The 16,310-nt window shown below is 64.3% G+C and carries 17 protein-coding genes; 5 read left to right on the forward strand and 12 right to left on the reverse strand.

Features of this window, described 5'->3' with window-relative positions:
• Positions 1 to 3: 3 nt before the first annotated feature.
• From IG122_RS13825 to IG122_RS13840, 4 genes are all read right to left on the reverse strand, one after another.
• Positions 4 to 579 (reverse strand): hypothetical protein, encoded by a 576-nt coding sequence (locus IG122_RS13825; protein WP_193184476.1) that lies wholly within the window; start codon positions 577 to 579, stop codon positions 4 to 6.
• Positions 580 to 583: 4 nt separating this feature from the next.
• Positions 584 to 1,747 carry a succinyl-diaminopimelate desuccinylase gene (dapE, locus tag IG122_RS13830; protein WP_193184478.1) on the reverse strand — a complete coding sequence of 388 codons (1,164 nt, stop codon included), beginning with the start codon at positions 1,745 to 1,747 and terminating at the stop codon, positions 584 to 586.
• A 2-nt stretch (positions 1,748 to 1,749) separates the two neighbouring features.
• Positions 1,750 to 2,610, reverse strand: a complete 861-nt coding sequence (dapD, locus tag IG122_RS13835; RefSeq protein WP_193184480.1) for a 2,3,4,5-tetrahydropyridine-2,6-dicarboxylate N-succinyltransferase — start codon at positions 2,608 to 2,610, stop codon at positions 1,750 to 1,752.
• A 94-nt stretch (positions 2,611 to 2,704) separates the two neighbouring features.
• Positions 2,705 to 3,460 carry an SDR family NAD(P)-dependent oxidoreductase gene (locus tag IG122_RS13840; protein ID WP_193184482.1) on the reverse strand — a complete coding sequence of 252 codons (756 nt, stop codon included), beginning with the start codon at positions 3,458 to 3,460 and terminating at the stop codon, positions 2,705 to 2,707.
• Between the two features lie 133 nt (positions 3,461 to 3,593).
• On the opposite strand from IG122_RS13840, the gene IG122_RS13845 reads away from it, so the two are divergent.
• Both IG122_RS13845 and IG122_RS13850 read left to right on the forward strand, forming a co-directional pair.
• Positions 3,594 to 4,457 carry a LysR substrate-binding domain-containing protein gene (locus tag IG122_RS13845; RefSeq protein WP_193184485.1) on the forward strand — a complete coding sequence of 288 codons (864 nt, stop codon included), beginning with the start codon at positions 3,594 to 3,596 and terminating at the stop codon, positions 4,455 to 4,457.
• Positions 4,458 to 4,642: 185 nt separating this feature from the next.
• The gene (locus tag IG122_RS13850) at positions 4,643 to 5,845 is read left to right on the forward strand and encodes a multidrug effflux MFS transporter (protein WP_193184487.1); all 1,203 of its coding nucleotides are present in this window, start codon (positions 4,643 to 4,645) and stop codon (positions 5,843 to 5,845) included.
• A 1-nt stretch (position 5,846) separates the two neighbouring features.
• Here IG122_RS13850 and IG122_RS13855 read toward each other — a convergent pair whose 3' ends face one another.
• A complete protein-coding gene (locus tag IG122_RS13855; protein WP_226893568.1) occupies positions 5,847 to 6,518 on the reverse strand; it encodes a pyrimidine 5'-nucleotidase in 672 nt (223 codons plus the stop codon).
• A gap of 116 nt (positions 6,519 to 6,634) precedes the next feature.
• Between IG122_RS13855 and IG122_RS13860 the strand changes: the two genes are divergently transcribed.
• Entirely contained in the window at positions 6,635 to 8,404 is a 1,770-nt protein-coding gene (locus IG122_RS13860; RefSeq protein WP_193184498.1) for a sensor domain-containing diguanylate cyclase, read from the forward strand.
• Entirely contained in the window at positions 8,394 to 9,689 is a 1,296-nt protein-coding gene (locus tag IG122_RS13865) for a DUF2336 domain-containing protein (RefSeq protein WP_193184500.1), read from the forward strand. The genes IG122_RS13860 and IG122_RS13865 overlap by 11 nt, the downstream gene beginning before the upstream one ends.
• Positions 9,690 to 9,728: 39 nt before the next feature.
• Here the strand turns inward: IG122_RS13865 and IG122_RS13870 are convergent, their stop codons facing one another.
• From IG122_RS13870 to rpmH, 7 genes are all read right to left on the reverse strand, one after another.
• Positions 9,729 to 10,061: a hypothetical protein gene (locus IG122_RS13870; RefSeq protein ID WP_193184502.1), complete on the reverse strand. Its 333-nt coding sequence runs from the start codon at positions 10,059 to 10,061 to the stop codon at positions 9,729 to 9,731.
• Positions 10,062 to 10,384: 323 nt separating this feature from the next.
• Entirely contained in the window at positions 10,385 to 11,293 is a 909-nt protein-coding gene (argB, locus tag IG122_RS13875) for an acetylglutamate kinase (protein WP_226893569.1), read from the reverse strand.
• Between the two features lie 17 nt (positions 11,294 to 11,310).
• The gene (yihA, locus tag IG122_RS13880; RefSeq protein ID WP_193184506.1) at positions 11,311 to 11,949 is read right to left on the reverse strand and encodes a ribosome biogenesis GTP-binding protein YihA/YsxC; all 639 of its coding nucleotides are present in this window, start codon (positions 11,947 to 11,949) and stop codon (positions 11,311 to 11,313) included.
• 7 nt (positions 11,950 to 11,956) lie between these two features.
• Positions 11,957 to 13,711, reverse strand: a complete 1,755-nt coding sequence (gene yidC, locus IG122_RS13885; protein ID WP_193184508.1) for a membrane protein insertase YidC — start codon at positions 13,709 to 13,711, stop codon at positions 11,957 to 11,959.
• Entirely contained in the window at positions 13,711 to 13,992 is a 282-nt protein-coding gene (yidD, locus tag IG122_RS13890; RefSeq protein WP_193184510.1) for a membrane protein insertion efficiency factor YidD, read from the reverse strand. The genes yidC and yidD overlap by 1 nt, the downstream gene beginning before the upstream one ends.
• A complete protein-coding gene (gene rnpA, locus IG122_RS13895) occupies positions 13,989 to 14,366 on the reverse strand; it encodes a ribonuclease P protein component (RefSeq protein ID WP_193184512.1) in 378 nt (125 codons plus the stop codon). Before rnpA ends, yidD begins: the two co-directional genes overlap by 4 nt.
• Before the next feature lie 54 nt (positions 14,367 to 14,420).
• Positions 14,421 to 14,555 (reverse strand): 50S ribosomal protein L34, encoded by a 135-nt coding sequence (rpmH, locus tag IG122_RS13900; RefSeq protein WP_193184514.1) that lies wholly within the window; start codon positions 14,553 to 14,555, stop codon positions 14,421 to 14,423.
• Between the two features lie 284 nt (positions 14,556 to 14,839).
• Between rpmH and IG122_RS13905 the strand changes: the two genes are divergently transcribed.
• Positions 14,840 to 16,297: a dihydrolipoyl dehydrogenase family protein gene (locus IG122_RS13905; protein ID WP_193184516.1), complete on the forward strand. Its 1,458-nt coding sequence runs from the start codon at positions 14,840 to 14,842 to the stop codon at positions 16,295 to 16,297.
• Positions 16,298 to 16,310 lie beyond the last annotated feature (13 nt).

The raw sequence follows: 16,310 nt of genomic DNA on the forward strand, positions 1-16,310 counted from the left end.
CGGTCAGCTCGCGACGGCGATGCTTTCCAGCAGCAAATAGGCGAGCAGCGAGACCACTTCGTCAGCGAGCACGAACCCGGCCGCCATCAGCCCCGAGACGCCGAGCAGATCCCGCGCCCAGCGCCAGCGGAGCAGGACAATCAGAAGCCACGGCACGATGCTGAGCGTCTCGAAGATCCCCGCCATGGCACCGCCACCCGAGCCAAGCAGGTAAAACAGGCACGTGATGTAGACGAAGGGCAGGGAGAGCCAGTTATAGGGCACGAGATAATCGAGGATCTTATCGAGCGCCCCGATCTTCTCCGCGATCAGCGCCGCGACATAGGGGAAGGCGAGCCAGTAGACCGCGTAGCGCAGCCCGAAGCTGATCCAGTCGAAGAAATCGCCCGCGAGCCACTCCGCCCGGCCATGCGCGACCTCGGAAATCAGGATCCCCGGCAGCGCCAGCACCGCGGCGAAGAAAGAGCGCCAGAACCCGGCCTCGCTGCGGTCGAACAGCTCGATCGCGCCCGGTCGGTTGAGGGCGAGGCACCAGCAGCCATAGAGCGCGCGGACGATCTCGTTCACGCCCGGGATCATCGGGCTATCCCCTTGCCGCGTCGAAAAACTTCCCGAGCGCGGCCTCGTAGATATCGGTCAGCGCCTCGATATCCGAGACCGTCACATGCTCGTCGGTCTTGTGCATGGTCTGGCCGACGATGCCGAACTCGACCACCGGGCAGAACTTGCGGATGAAGCGCGCGTCCGACGTGCCGCCCGACGTGCTGAGTTCCGGGTCCTTGCCCGTTACCTCTTTCACCGCCGCCGCGACAGCGTCGCTGAGCGGACCCGGCTCGGTCACGAAGGCGTTCGAGGTGCATTCGACCTTGAAGTCGTAACGCCCGCCAACGGCGTCGAAGATCTGGCGGAACTTCGCCTCGAGGCTCTCAGCCGTATGCAAGTCGTTGAAGCGCGCGTTGAAGGTCGCCGAGGTCTTCGCCGGGATCACGTTGGTCGCCGGATTGCCGGTATCGACCGTCACAATCGCCACCGTGGAGGGCTGGAAATGCTCCGTGCCCTCGTCCAGCACGCCCGCCGTAAGCGGCTCCAGCATCTTCACGAGGCGATGGATCGGATTGTCCGCGAGATGCGGATAGGCACTGTGCCCCTGTGTCCCGTGGACCGTCAGATAGCCGGTGAAGCTGCCGCGCCGACCGATCTTCATCATCTGGCCGAGATAGTCCGGATTGGTCGGCTCGCCGACGATGCAGGCGTCAATGCTCTCGCCCTCGTCCGCCATCCAGTCGAGCACCTTCGCGGTGCCGTTGATCGCCGGGCCTTCCTCGTCACCGGTGATCAGGAAGGAGATCGAACCGCCGAAATTCGCTCCGCGTTTCTCGACGAAACGCGCCGCCGCCGCCGCAAAGCAGGCGACGCCGGATTTCATGTCGGAACTGCCCCGTCCGAAAAGCTTTCCGTCGCGAATCTCGCCGGAGAAGGGCGGCACGGCCCAGTCGGCGGCGTTGCCCGGCGGCACCACGTCGGTATGACCGGCGAAACAGAGATTCGGGGCCGCTGTGCCGATACGGGCATAGAGATTCTCGACATCCGGTGTGCCTTCATGCCGGAAGGTCAGGCGCCGGCAAGTGAAGCCAAGCGCCGTCAGTTCCTTCTCGAGCAGCACGAGCGCGCCGCCCTCGGCGGGGGTCACGCTCTCGCAGCGGACAAGGCCCTGCGTCAGCCGGACCGGATCGATCTGGGTGCCCAAGATCAGTCCCGAAGCAGGTCGTTGATCGAGGTCTTGGAGCGGGTCTGCGCGTCGACGCGCTTCACGATGACGGCGCAGGAGAGGCTCGGACCCGGAGTCCCGTCCGGCAGCGGCTTGCCCGGCAGGGAGCCCGGCACGACGACGGAATAGGACGGCACGCGGCCGATGAAGATCTCGCCGGTGCTGCGGTCGACGATCTTGGTCGTGGCGGAGAGGAAAACGCCCATGGAGAGCACGGAGCCCTCCTCGACGATCACACCCTCGACCACCTCGGAGCGGGCGCCGATGAAGCAATTGTCCTCAATGATCACCGGGGAGGCCTGCAGCGGCTCCAGAACGCCGCCGATGCCGACGCCGCCGGAGAGATGCACGTTCTTGCCGATCTGGGCGCAGGAACCGACCGTGGCCCAGGTATCGACCATGGAGCCCTGGTCCACATAGGCGCCGAGATTGACGAAGCTCGGCATCAGCACCACGCCCTTGGCGATGAAGGCGGAGCGGCGGACGACGCAGTTCGGCACGGCGCGGAAGCCGGCCTCGCGGAAACGGTTGGCGCCCCAGCCGGCGAACTTGGACGGCACCTTGTCCCACCAGACGGAGGGGCCGAGGTCGCTGTCGACCGGACCGCCGGGGATGATGTCCATGTCGTTGAGGCGGAAGGAAAGCAGCACCGCCTTCTTCGCCCACTCGTTCACCTGCCATTCGTGATTGCCGAGGGGCTCGGCGGTGCGGATGGTGCCGTTGTCGAGGCCGCTGAGCGCTTCCTCGACCGCCTCGCGGATCTCGCCCTTGGTCTCCAGACCGACATTGTCCCGGTCGTCCCAGGCCGCATTGATCACAGATTCGAGTTGGCTCGCGCTCATTGCCTCATACCCCGTCGCACATATCGGAAAATCGACGCGCAACATGGGCAAGCGGCCGGGACCTGTCAATCTGTCAGGCTGGCGTTTTCCGCGATCAGGGGGCGAAGTAGGTGCCACCGTTCTGATGAATGACCTGCCCGGTGATGTACCCGGCTTCGCTCCCGCAGAGGAATGCGACTGTTGCGGCAATCTCCGACGCGGTTCCCGCGCGGCCGACCGGCGTCTCGGAAACCATCTGCCGAACGCGTTCCGGATCCCATCCGCCAGTGAATTCCGTTTCCGCGACCAGACCGGGCGCGACCGCATTGACGGTGATGCCTTCATCGCTGAACTCGCGAGCAAGTCCGACCGTGAGTCCGTTCATTCCGGCCTTGCTCGCCGCATAGATCGCGGAGCCCTTGCTGCGCCCGCCGGTATAGGCGGCAATGGACCCGATATTGACGATCCGGCCGCCTGGGCGCCGCAGGAACGGCGCCACGGCCATCGCGAGCTGAAACGCTCCGGTGAGGTTGGTCGCGATGACAGTGTCCCAATTCTCCCTGAGGTCAGTCTGAGGGAGCGCCGCTGCCCCGCTGCGGGCAAGGCCCGCATTGTTGACCAAGGCCGAGACCTTCACCCCGTCTGTCCGCAGCTTTTCTGCCAGACGATCGACGTCGCTCCGGTCCGTGACATCCATTGCCCAGGGGATGAGACCCGTCCCGTTCCCGTCGGCGACCTCGACCAGTCTGTCGAAGCGCCGTCCGATGACGAGCACCGGCCACATTTCGGCGAGCCTTTTGGCTATTGCCGCGCCGATACCGCTGCCTGCGCCCGTAACGATAGCGATTTCGGTTGGAAGTTCGATGTCCATGGCCCTGCCTGCCCCCCTCGATTGGATGGCCGGCATTAAAGCGGTGTGAACAATCCGATATCCAATATATTATTCTGCAATGAATAATATGTTTTCCGGATCAAATATCAGCCTCCGTCAACTGCGCCAGTTCATGGCTGTGGCGCAGGAACTCCATTTCGGACGCGCCGCGGCGCGACTGAACATGACCCAACCGCCGCTCAGCATGGCCATCCAGTCCCTCGAGACCGCGCTTGGCGTCGCGCTGTTCGAGCGTACCAACCGGCAGGTCTCACTGACCGAAGCGGGCACGGCCTTCCTCACCGAGGTTGAGCAAGTCTCCGAGAGGCTCGAGCTTGCGGTCGGCCGAGCGCGAAAGATTGCGGCAGGGGAAGCTGGGGAAGTCCGGCTGGGTGTGCTGCCCTCCTGTAGCGTCTTGCCCGAATTTCTTCGCACCCTGAGAAGCAGGCGCCCCGGTCTGGTGCTCGACCTGCACGAAGCAACGACAGCGGAACAACTCGCTCTGATCCGCGACCGGCGTATCGACGCCGGATTGATCCGGCCACCGGTCGATGTCCCCACAGATCTCGAACATTTCGTGGTCGCGACCCAGTTGCTGGTCGCCGTGCTCCCGCATGATCACCGGCTGACGGAGCTTTCGACCGTCCCGATCGATACATTCCGGGGAGAGCGCTTTATCGGTACGCCCGCGGATACCGCGAACGGTCTGCATGGGCGGGTAACCGCGTTGACCGCGGCCCGGAATTTCGAGCCGAACGTCGTCCAGGTCGTGCGCGAAATCCCGACAGTCATGGCGCTCGTTTCCGGCGGGGAGGGCATATCCATCGTGCCGAAAAGCGGGTTCGAGTCCGGATATCCGGGGATCGTCGTCCGTCCGATCGGAATGCCGACTGGCGCGCCGCCGCCGGAAATCGACCTCTGGCTCGCCTGGTCACGTCGGAACAACCGCACGCCTCTGCTTGGCATGTTGGAGGCGATGCGCCGACGATTGACCTAGTGCTTTTCCTGACTAAGCTGTTTCGTCATGAACGGGCTCCTGACGATTGTCGTAGTCGGAAGGCGCATGGGCGAGGCGGCGTAGCCGTCCGGCGCGAGCACCCATGCGCGGTAAGCAGGCCCCCCTTGCGGGGCCTTTTTCTTGACCCGATCCCGCTCCCTCCGAAATCGTCACCGGTACACACTATGCCACTGCCCGCACACGGACCGCGCCTCGGCACACTGATCCTGCTCTCGGCGCTCTGCATCCTGCCCGTCAATATCTTCCTCCCGTCGCTGACCCGCATGGCAGCCGAATTCGGCGTCGAGTACGGCGTCATCGGGCTCGCGCTGGCGGGTTATGCCGGAGCGTCCGCGATCCTGCAGATCCTGCTTGGGCCGCTTTCCGACAGGTTCGGGCGGCGGCCCGTGATCCTTTGCGGCGTCGCGGTCTTCATGGCCGCGACGACGGGTTGCATCTTCGCGCCTGACATCTGGAGTTTCCTCGGCTTTCGATTGCTCCAGGCGGTGATCGCCCCGACCTATGCCGTGGCCCTCGCCGTCATCCGCGACACCACGAGCCGGGAAAAAGCCGCGAGCCGGATCGGCTATGTCGCGATGGCCTGGGCGGTGGCACCCATGCTCGGGCCGAGCCTCGGGGGGCTGCTCGACGAGACTTTCGGCTGGCGCGCGAGTTTCTGGTTCCTCGACGCCTTCGGGCTGGCCGTCTTCGCTCTTTGCTGGATCGATCTTCGGGAAACCAACCTCACCCGCTCCAGCTCGATGGGTGCGCAGTTCCGCAGCTATCCCGCACTGCTGAAATCCGGACGCTACTGGTCCTATGCCCTCTGCATGGCTTTTTCGGTCGGCGCCTTCTTCGCCTTTCTCGCCGGGGCACCGCTCGCGGCCGGGGCGGCCTTCGACCTCTCGCCGGCGGCACTCGGTCTCGGCATGGGGTCGATCACGGCAGGCTTCATGTTCGGGAGCTTTCTCTCAGGACGGTTCGCCGGGCGCGTGCCGCTGACAACCATGATGCTCGCCGGGCGGACCCTCGCCTGTGCCGGATTGCTTCTCGGTCTGGCGCTCTATGCCGCAGGGATCGATCACGTCATGGCCCTGCTCGGCCCCTGCATGCTGGTCGGTGTCTCCAACGGCCTGACCATACCGAGCGCGAACGCCGGCGCGATCTCGGTGCACCCGAAACTCACCGGCAGCGCGGCCGGCCTCGCAAGCGCCATCACGGTGGCCGGAGGGGCGGCCATGGCCTCGATCGCGAGCGCGGTCCTGACGGAAGAAAACGCACGCTTCGCGCTACTGCTCGTCATGCTCGGCTCGGCGACAGTCGCCTTCCTTGCGGCGCTGACCGCGCACCGGCTGGAGCGGGTCAGGACCGACGGCGGCGAAAGCTAGTTCAGGCGGCGGGCGTGCCTGACAGGCCGTTCAGCCACTCCGTCAAATCCTCAGCGACATGGTGGACATAGTCCTCCTCGGCGCCCTCCTTCGCCCAGTCGAGCGTGCCGGAGAGCCAGACCGTGGTCATGCCGAGCGCGGCCGCGGGCTCGAGGTTGCGGGCCATGTCCTCGACCATGACGGCCCGCACGGGGTCGATGCCATGGCGCGAGACGAGAATGTCGTAAGGATCCGGGTTGGGCTTCGGCACGTAATCCGCCGCGACGATGTCGAACACGTCCTCGAAATGATGGTCGACGCCGATCCGCTCCATGATCCGGCGCGCATGCGGGACAGAACCGTTGGTGTAGATGATCTTGCGCCCAGGCAGCCGGCCGATGGCCTCGGCGAGGGCGTGATTGGGATCGATGTCCGAGACATCTATGTCGTGCACGTAATGGAGATATTCTTCCCCGTCCACGCCATGCTCCACCATCAGGCCCCGCAACGTGGTGCCGTGGCGCCAAAACAGGTCCTTCTGCAGGGCGCGCGCCGCCTCTTCTTCGAGCGAGAAGCGATCCTGGACATACACCGTGATGCGTTTGGAAACCCGCGCAAAAATATTGCTCCCTGCGGGATAGAGCGTGTTGTCGAGATCGAAGATCCAGGTCTCGACCGCATTCGGGTCCAGCATTCGCTTGTCTTTTAGGAGATTGTTATCTTTCATCGCCCTAAAGTGACCATTCCGGCCTGCGTGGGCAAGCTTCACGGGAGCGCGGATCGGAAAAGGGACCGTTGGGGGAAATCGATGTGACTGGGCTTGAGAGCGACCAACATTCGCCGCTCGAAGAGGATCTGGCAGAATTGGCGGAAAGCGACGCAGATAGGCTCCTGAGACTGTTGGAAAACGGAGCTCCGCTGTTCGATTATCCGGGCCCGGTGATCCTGGTCGACCCCGAGAAGAAAGTCGTCGGCACCAATCCGGCGGCGATGTCGCTCGTGCATGGGATCATGTCCGGCACGGCGCTTTCGATCACGGCGCTGGTCAGTGCGACCCTGTCGAGCGGCGGCCGGCCGCAGAACATGAAAATCCTCGACGAGGAAGCGGGACGGACGACCGACATCACCGCGCTGCCGGTCGATGGCGGACAACATGTCCTGCTCTTCGGCCGCGACATCTCGCTCGATCAGAATTTGCGCAACGCCCTGGTCGAATCGCGTCAGCGCTATAAGGATCTGGTCGAGATCTCCAGCGACTTCGCCTGGGAAACCGACGCCAGCGGAAAATTCGTCTTCGTCTCGACGGCCGGCGCGCTTGGCTACGAGCCGGACGAACTGGTCGGGCGGGTCGCAGACGATTTCGTCAGCAAGCTCGACGGCATCCAGATCGTCACCCCCTTCAGTGCGAAAGAACCCTCGACCGGGATCGAGTTCCGCTTCCGCCGGGCCGACGGATCGATCGCCGAGCTCGAGGCGTCTGCAGCCCCGCTTCACACCGAGGACGGCGAATGGCTCGGCGCGCGCGGTGTCTGCCGCGACGTCACCGAGGCACGGCGGCGCGATGCCGCACTGGCGAAGGCGCGCAACCGCGAACGCCTGATGGCCTATATTGTCCGCACCATCCGCGACGAACTCGACCCGAAGGCAATGATGGCCTCCGCCGCCCGCGCGATCGCCCGTTCGCTCGCCTCCGACGGCTGCGTCATCTGCCGCCGCAACGCCTCCGGCAGGCTTTTGGTCGCCGCCGAACTCGGCGATCCCCCGGAGGATTTTCTCCGGAACCTGCTTGCCGCGGAAACAGAGGGCCTGACACCGACCGTTATCAATGACCCGAACGGCGCCCATATTCTCGCCGTGCCGACCGATTATCATCAGCGCACCAACGGGGCGGTGGTGCTCTGGCGCGACCATGCAGGCGGCGCCTGGAACGAGGATGACGCCGCTCTCATGAAGGAGGTCTCGAACCAGATCGGCATCGCCATCGAGCAGGTCGCCTCACACGAGAATCTGGAACTGCTTTCGACCACCGACCCGCTGACCAAACTGCTCAACCGCCGGACCTTTCAGGAGCGGCTCGACGGCCGTCTCCGGAAAAAGGGAGCCGGCGGCGCGCTGGTCTATGTCGATTTGGATAACTTCAAGCTCGTGAACGACAATCTGGGCCACAAGAAGGGCGACGAGGTGCTGCTCGACGTCGCCGCGATGCTCCACGGATGCTCGGGCAACAACGACATGCCGGCACGTCTCGGCGGCGACGAGTTTGTGGTCTGGTTCGACAATGCGGACAGGGACAAGGCGCGGGCGAAGGCCGAGCACCTGCTGGAGGCCGCCGGCACGCTCGCCAAATATGCCGTCGACGAGAAGCGCAAGGTCGGGATGTCGATCGGCATCGCCTGGATTGCCCCCGGCGGCGATGTCCCGTCTGAAAATGCCGAAAACCTGATCGCCCGCGCGGACGAAGCGATGTACGAAATCAAGCATGGCGGCAAGAACGCCTACACCTTTGCCCCAGACCCGGGTGCCCCAGACCCGGGTGCTCTCGCCCCGGACGCAAGCGGAGACCGCAGCGATGGCCAATAAGCCCAAGCGACGCATGAGCGATGCGGACAAGGCCGCGTACGAGCAGGCCAAGAACATCGCCGCCAGCACCAATCTGGCGGAACGTCGGCGCTTGGCGGAAGACCACCTGACCCCTCCGGAGATCCTGTTCTTCCTCGCCGAGGACGACAATAGTGAGATTCGCGAGGCGGTCGCCGCGAACACGGCCACGCCGCGTCATGCCGACCAGTTCCTGGCAAAGGACGAGAGCGAGGATGTCCGCTCCATCGTCGCCCGCAAGGTCGCGGCGATCGCACCCGATCTCAGCTCGGAACGCCGGGAGAGCATCCGCAAGCTGACCGTCGAGGTGCTGGAGACCCTTGCCCTCGACCATGTCGACCGGGTCCGCGCGGTTCTGGCCGACGCGGTGAAGGATCTTCCCGATGCGCCGCCGGAATTGATCAGCCGGGTCATCGAGGTTCTGGCGCGGGATACGACGCTCTCGGTCTCAGGCCCGATCCTCGAACATTCTCCCCTGCTTGCTGACGAGCTTCTGGTCGAGATCATCCGCAACGAGCCCGTGGCCGGTGCGATTGCCGCCATCTCCCGCCGTCAGGCCGTTTCAGAGACGGTGTCCGACGCTGTCATCGGCGCCGAGGACGACGCCGCCATCGCCCAACTGCTCGGCAACAAGTCGGCGCAGATCCGCGAGGAAACGCTGGACGAGCTGATCGAGAACGCGGCGGACCGGCCGGTCCTGCATCGCCCGCTGGTCACACGGCCGAAACTGCTCGGCCGCCACGCCCTCAGCCTGGCGCGGTTCGTCGGTTACGCCCTGGTGGCCGAACTCACCAAGCGGGCCGATCTCGGGGCGGAAGCCTCGGCCCAGCTGGCGCGCGAGCTCGAACGGCGTCTGGAGGAGAATCCGGAGCTCGCCGACGGCACCGAGGAGAGCGAGATCATCCTCACCGGGCGCGACCGAGCCATGAAGATGTTCGAGAACGGAACGCTGACGGAAGAGGCGGTGCGGGACGCCGTCAGCGAAGGCAAGCGTCCGTTCGTTCTCGCGGCTCTGGAATGCGTCTCCGGCCTGCCCGAGGACGCGGTGCATTCCCTGGCGTCCTCGATCAACCCGAAAGCGGTTGTCGCCCTGGTCTGGAAGGCCGGATACAGCATGGAGTTCGCGGTGCAGCTCCAGCTCCGGCTCGCGAACATTCCGCCGGAAAAGGCGCTGAAGCCGACCGAAGACGGCGGCTTCCCGCTCAGCGACGATCAGATGTCCTGGCAGATCGAACTGGTCAGTGAAGAAACCGAGAAGGAGGACTGATCCGCCGCGCTGTGGCGCGCGGCCAGCTCCCAACCGGGATCAGGAGGCGACTTCGGCCTTCGGCAACGGCTTTTTCTCTTCCTGCCAGTCGTCGCCGGCGGCGATGACGCAGGTCAGGCCGCCCGGCACCGAAATCGCGATGGTCCAGGTGCCGTTCTTCGAACTGAAGACCTGGACGAAGTTTCCGGCTCCGTCGAAGCCCGAGGCGGTAACCTTTTCGCCGTATTTCTGATCCAGCTGGGCGACGAGCTCGCCGTGCTGGGTGCAGAGCTGTGGCTGCGTGGCGTGCGAGGGCGCCGGAAGAGAGGAGATAGCGGTCACGAGGGCGGCGAATGCCACACAGTGTTTGATCAGGTGTTTCATTTTCCCCATCGTGCTTCCTCCTTTCTGAGGACAGCGCCGGTTCCCGAAAGGCCCAAAAAAGAATTCGACAGCCATGCACTGAAAAACGGCAGAAGAACGGCCTGTCGAGACCTCACCCTACAAAAAATTTATTTACGAAACGCAAACGCAACCGCTTTTCCTTTAAACGCTTGCTTAACCATAAGTCTTCGCACACCGCGCTCCCTGCGGACTGGGCCGCCCCAAAAGTCAGGCACAGCGATAGCGTTGCGGCCCCGATAGGCCGCCCCGCTCAAATCTGTTCGGGATGTGGGGTCCGGCCGGCGGCTTTCTCACCGGACGCGGCACGTCACTCAGCGGCGTATGATCGTACCAACGCCATGCGGGGTGAAAAGTTCCACCAGACAGGCATGCGGAACGCGCCCGTCGAAAATGACCGCGGCGCGGGCACCAGTCTTGATCGCCTCGATGCAGGTTTCGATCTTCGGGATCATGCCGCCGGAAATCGTGCCGTCCTCGATGCGGGCCTGCGCTTCCTCGACCGACAGTTCCGGGATCAGCTTGCCGTCCTTGTCGAGCACGCCGGCGACGTCCGTCAGCAGCAGGAAGCGGGCGGCGTCGGAGGCCGCGGCAATCGCCCCGGCGGAGGTATCGGCGTTGATGTTGTAGGTCTCGCCGTCCGGTCCGAGGCCGATCGGCGCGATGACAGGGATCAGGCCGCCGCTGGAGAAAATCTTCAGAATCTCGACATCGACGCTCGCCGGCTCGCCGACGAGCCCCAGGTCGAGCACCTTCTCGATGCTGCTGTCGGGATCGACCTTGGTCCGCGTCACCTTGCGGGCGGTGATCAGGTTGCCGTCCTTACCGGAGATGCCGACCGCGCGGCCGCCGGCCGCATTGATCGCAGCGACAATACCTTTGTTGATCGAGCCCGCCAGCACCATCTCGACGATCTCGACCGTTGCGGTGTCGGTGACCCGCAGGCCGTCGATGAACTCGCTCTTGATCTTGAGGCGATCCAGCATCTTACCGATCTGGGGGCCGCCACCATGGACCACGATCGGGTCCATGCCGACCTGCTTCAAAAGCACCATGTCGGCGGCGAAGGACTTGAAGAGTTCCTCGTCGCCCATGGCATGGCCGCCGAACTTGATCACGACCGTCTTGCCACTGTAGCGGCGCATGTAGGGCAGCGCCTCGGTCAGGATATCCGCTTTGGAAAGCCAGGTCTGGCGCAGCTCGGTCAATGACGGTCCGGTCATGATCATCCTCCCCCTGTTCAAGACGCGGCGAGTGCCGCCAGCGCCGCCCGCAACTCCGGAATACCGGTTCCCTTCTCGGCACTCGTCCGCACGATAATAGGATGTGCGGCGACATGCGTGCGCAATTCCGCTTCGGTATCGGCGATCACCTTTTCCAGCTCGGCCTTTTTCGGCTTGTCGACCTTGGTCAGGACCACCTGATAGGACACCGCGGCCTGATCGAGCATATCCATCATCTCCCGGTCGGTATCCTTGAGGCCGTGCCGGGAGTCGATGAGCAGCAGGACCCGCTGCAGGACGGTGCTGCCTTTCAGGTAATGCCGCAGCACATGGTTCCAGGCCGCGACCTGGGTCTTGGAGACCTTTGCGTAGCCGTATCCGGGCAGATCGACGATCATCAGCCTTCCGCCGAGATCGAAGAAGTTGAGCTGCTGGGTGCGGCCTGGCGTGTTCGAGGTGCGGGCGAGGGTCTTCCGGCCGGTCAGCGCGTTGACAAGGCTCGACTTGCCGACATTCGAGCGCCCGGCGAAGGCGATCTCCGGCAGGCCGGCGTCCGGCAGCTGGTCGAGCCGGGCCGCGCCCCAGACGAACCGGCATTCCTGCGCGAAGAGGAGGCGCCCAGCCTCCAGCGCTTCGGGGTCCAGTTCGTCTTCCATCACGTTCCTACTTCACGCCCATGCGCCACATGATGAGGCGCTGCTGGGCGATCGAGAGCAGGTTGTTCCAGGCCCAGTAAATCACCAGGCCGGCAGGGAAAGAGGCCAGCAGGAAGGTGAAGAAGAGCGGCAGGAACATGAACACCTTGGCCTGGATCGGGTCGGCAGGCTGCGGGTTCAGCTTCTGCTGCAGGAACATGGTCAGCCCCATGATGATCGGCCAGACGCCGATCAGCGGAATGAAGGCCGGCGGGGTCCAGGGGATCAGGCCGAAGAGATTGAACAGCGTGGTCGGGTCCGGCGCCGAGAGATCGTGAATCCAGCCATAGAACGGCGCGTGGCGCATTTCGATCGAGACGAACAACACCTTGTAGAGTGCGAAGAAGACCGGGATCTGGATCACGATCGGCAGACAGCCGGAGGCCGGATTGACCTTCTCTTTCTTGTAGAGCCCCATCATCTCCTGGTTCAGGCGCTGCTTGTCGTCGCCATACTGCTCGCGCAGTGCCTGCATCTTCGGCGTCAGCTCGCGCATCTTCGCCATCGACTTGTAGGATTTGTTGGCGAGCGGGAAAAACACGGCCTTCACGCAAACGGTGAAGATCAGGATGGCGATACCGAAGTTGCCGACCAGCCCGTGGATCCAGGAGAGCGCATAGAAAAACGGTTTGGTGAGGAAATAGAACCAGCCGAAATCCACCGCGAGATCGAAATTGGCGACGCCGTACTTCGCCTCGTAGCGGTCGAGCAGCTTCACTTCCTTGGCGCCGGCGAAGAGATGGGCTTCCGTTTCAGCCGTGCCGCCCGCCGCTATGGAACGGGCCGCGCCGAGATAGTCGGTCTGGTAGCGATCGTCCTGCTGGCGGATCGAATGCGTGAAGCGGTATTTCATGGCCTCGTCCTGCGACGGAACCAGAGCCGCGAGCCAATACTTGTCGGTTATCCCGATCCAGCCACCGGTCGCCTCGACCTCGACCTTGCCGGATTCCTGAAGGTCGTCGTAATCGACCTCTTTCAGGGTCTCGTCGAAGACCCCGAGCGGGCCCTCGTGCAGGATATAGAAGCCGGCCGTCTTCGGGGTGCCGCCACGCGACAGCAGGCCATAAGGGAAGAGGGTGACAGGCGTATCGCCGGTATTCCGGACCCGCTGCTTCACCGTGAACATGAAATCGTCGTCGATCGCATAGGTGCGCTCGAAGACCAGACCCTCGCCATTGTCCCAGGTAAAGGTCACCGGCTGGCTGGGGCTCAGCACGTCGCTGTCCGCGCTCCAGACCGTCTTGGCATCGGGGACTTTCGTTCCCGCGGCCTCCGGTACCCAGCCGAACTCGGCATAATAGGATTTCGGCGCGCCGACCGGTTTCAGCAGGTGAATGTTGTCGCTGTCCTTGTCGAGGGTCTCGCGATAGTGGGTCAGGATCGCATCGTCGATGCGCGCACCGACCGGCGAGATCGTGCCGCGCATCCCGGGCGCCTGGATCCGCACGCGCTTGGAATCCGCGGCGATGTCGCGCCGGGCTTTGGCTGCGTCGGCCGGCGACATTTCGCTGACGGCGGGAGCGCCGCCGCCCTGGCCGGGCACGGCGGAAGGCACGGAGGATGCGCTCGGAGTCGTCGAGCTTGCCGCAGGGCTGGACGCCGCGATCTCGGCCTGCCGTGCCGCCTCCTTCTCGGATTTCGGAACCTCGTAGAAAAACTGAAAGCCGACCAGGATCGCCACGGAAAGTACGACAGCGGCAATCAGATTCTTCTGCTCGTTCATTATTCGGCCCGACATTCTTGTTGTGTTTGGGAAGCGACCCCGCCCCGCTCGGGGACCGGATCATAGCCACAGCCGCCCCAGGGATGACAACGGAGAATCCGCTTCAGGGTCAGCCAGGAGCCGGCAAACGGCCCGTGACGGCGGATCGCGTCCAGCCCGTAGCGCGAACAGCTCGGCTCGAAACGGCAATTGGTGCCCAGCAGCGGAGAGATGAACAGCCTGTAGGCGTGGATCAGGCCGCTCAGCAGCCAGACGAGAGGAGCGGTTATGAGACGGGTCACGGCCGCGTCTCCTCCTTCAGGGCGCCGACCTTGGACAGCGCGCGCTTCAGGTCGGCGACGAGACCGTCATACGATCTGCTGAGCGTGTTGGCGCGCGCGATCAGGACAAATTCATGCCCAGGTGCGGCCATCGTGTTCAAGGCATCATGAACCACGGCTCTCAGCCTTCGTCTTGCGCGGTTTCTCTCGACCGCACCGCCGACCTTTCGGCTGGCGGTATAGCCCACCCGGAGAAGGCCCTCTTGGCCGTGCTCAAGCGCACGGGCCTGAAGCACCAGTCCCTGGGTCACGGCCTTGCGCCCGGTCCGGGCAATGTTGAGGAATTCACTGCGCTTTTGCAGGCGCTCCAACGTACCGGAGGACGGGTTGCGCATGGCAAGAACGCTTTCCGAATGCGTGCCGCCCGGCCGAAGCCGGGTTGCAGCATTTTAGGCGGACAGACGCTTGCGGCCCTTGGCGCGCCGGTTGCGAATGACATGACGGCCACCGACGGTCGCCATACGGGACCGGAAGCCATGGCGGCGCTTGCGTACGAGGACGCTCGGCTGATAGGTGCGTTTCACGGGAATTCTCCGTCGACGTAAATATAGCAATCTCGCGAGTGCGGGGCTGTATATAGAACTGCCCTGCCCGAGTCAACGCGGGCGCGCGTATTTGCACCGGACGCGCCCGCCATCGCAACCTTTTTCGCCAGCGCCACTTCGCGGGCGCGCTCTATCTCCCCTTCGGCTCACGCCAAGGTGACTGGTTGTGCCTCGACCGTCGCGCGACATAGGTGTCTTGGATCAGATGATACGGAATACGCTATCATTCCCAGCTTCCGTGTCGAGGGACGATGCAGAGAGACATGAAGACAGACGCGCCCGCCCAGAGAACGGAAGAAACACTCATCGAGACCGATATCTGCGTCATCGGCGGCGGCTCCGGCGGTCTGTCCGTCGCGGCCGGGGCGGTGCAGATGGGTGCAAGCGTCGTCCTCTTCGAGCGCGGGCGCATGGGCGGCGACTGCCTGAACTACGGCTGTGTGCCGTCAAAAGCGCTTCTGGCAGCGGGGCACGCCGCGGCTACGGCGCGAAGCGCCGGCCGCTTCGGCGTCACTCTTCCTGAGCCGGAAATCGACTTCGCCCGGGTCCATGCCCACGTGCAGGACGTCATCGCGGGCATAGCCCCGCATGATTCCGTCGAGCGCTTCGAGAAGCTCGGCGTGCGGGTGATCGAGGCTGCCGCCAGCTTCGCCGACAGCCGTACCGTGACCGGCGGAGGCTACCGGGTGCGCGCCCGTCGTTTCGTCATCGCCACCGGATCCTCCGCGGCGATCCCGCCGGTGGCGGGGCTGTCCGAAACGCCCTATCTCACCAACGAAACCATCTTCGACCTGACCGAACGCCCCGCGCACCTCCTCATTATCGGCGGCGGGCCGATCGGCTGCGAGCTGGCAGAGGCGCATCGCAATCTTGGCTCCGAAGTGACCGTGATCGAAGCCGCCAAGCTGCTCGGCAACGAAGACCCGGACGCGGCAGACCTGATCCGCGCGCATCTCGCGGAGATCGGCGTCACGCTGCTCGAAGGCGCGCTGGTGAAGGAAGCGTCGGGCAAGGAAGGCGGCATCGCGCTCTCGGTCGAGACGGGCGGCACACTTCAGAAGATCGAAGGCTCCCATCTGCTGGTGGCCGCCGGCCGCCGTGCCAATCTGGACGGGCTGGATCTCGAGGCCGCGGGTATCGAGACGACACGCACCGGGATCAAGGTCGATGCCGGCCTGAAGACGAGCAACCGTCGGGTCTATGCCATCGGCGATGCCGCGGGCGGCCTTCAATTCACCCATGTCGCCGGATATCACGCTAGCGTGGTGATCCGGAACGCGCTGTTCCGCCTGCCGTCAAAGGCCGACATGAGTGCCATTCCCCGCGTCACCTACACCGACCCCGAGCTTGCCCAGGTCGGCCTGCTCGAGGCGGAGGCGCGCACGAAGCACGGCGAGAAGGTCAGGGTCCTGAAATGGACCTATCAGGAGAACGACCGCGCCCGCGCGGAACGGGCGATCGAAGGATTCATCAAGCTGATCGTGCTGAAAAACGGACAGGTGATCGGCGCGACCATCGTCGGCCGAAATGCCGGCGAACTGATCCAGAGCTGGGGGCTCGCGATCGGCCAGAAGATCAAGATCGGCGCCATCGCCTCCTCGATCGTCGCCTATCCAACCCTGGCGGAAATCGGCAAGCGGGCAGCCGGATCCTTCTTCACGGAAACCCTGTTCAGTCCGCGGATGCGCAAAATCGTCCGTTTCCTCGCCGCCTTCGGCTAAACTCGGACATCGG

This window comes from Nisaea sediminum, assembly GCF_014904705.1.
Lineage (GTDB): Bacteria > Pseudomonadota > Alphaproteobacteria > Thalassobaculales > Thalassobaculaceae > Nisaea > Nisaea sediminum.

Coding starts and splice junctions, on each gene's coding strand:
- IG122_RS13845 (WP_193184485.1), top strand. CDS start 3,594: ATGGCTGTGGCGCAGGAACTCCATTTCGGACGCGCCGCGGCGCGACTG.
- IG122_RS13825 (WP_193184476.1), bottom strand. CDS start 579: ATGATCCCGGGCGTGAACGAGATCGTCCGCGCGCTCTATGGCTGCTGG.
- yidC (WP_193184508.1), bottom strand. CDS start 13,711: ATGAACGAGCAGAAGAATCTGATTGCCGCTGTCGTACTTTCCGTGGCG.
- IG122_RS13870 (WP_193184502.1), bottom strand. CDS start 10,061: ATGGGGAAAATGAAACACCTGATCAAACACTGTGTGGCATTCGCCGCC.
- IG122_RS13850 (WP_193184487.1), top strand. CDS start 4,643: ATGCCACTGCCCGCACACGGACCGCGCCTCGGCACACTGATCCTGCTC.
- rnpA (WP_193184512.1), bottom strand. CDS start 14,366: ATGCGCAACCCGTCCTCCGGTACGTTGGAGCGCCTGCAAAAGCGCAGT.
- yihA (WP_193184506.1), bottom strand. CDS start 11,949: ATGGAAGACGAACTGGACCCCGAAGCGCTGGAGGCTGGGCGCCTCCTC.
- IG122_RS13855 (WP_226893568.1), bottom strand. CDS start 6,518: ATGCTGGACCCGAATGCGGTCGAGACCTGGATCTTCGATCTCGACAAC.
- IG122_RS13840 (WP_193184482.1), bottom strand. CDS start 3,460: ATGGACATCGAACTTCCAACCGAAATCGCTATCGTTACGGGCGCAGGC.
- IG122_RS13865 (WP_193184500.1), top strand. CDS start 8,394: ATGGCCAATAAGCCCAAGCGACGCATGAGCGATGCGGACAAGGCCGCG.
- IG122_RS13905 (WP_193184516.1), top strand. CDS start 14,840: ATGAAGACAGACGCGCCCGCCCAGAGAACGGAAGAAACACTCATCGAG.
- argB (WP_226893569.1), bottom strand. CDS start 11,293: ATGACCGGACCGTCATTGACCGAGCTGCGCCAGACCTGGCTTTCCAAA.
- dapD (WP_193184480.1), bottom strand. CDS start 2,610: ATGAGCGCGAGCCAACTCGAATCTGTGATCAATGCGGCCTGGGACGAC.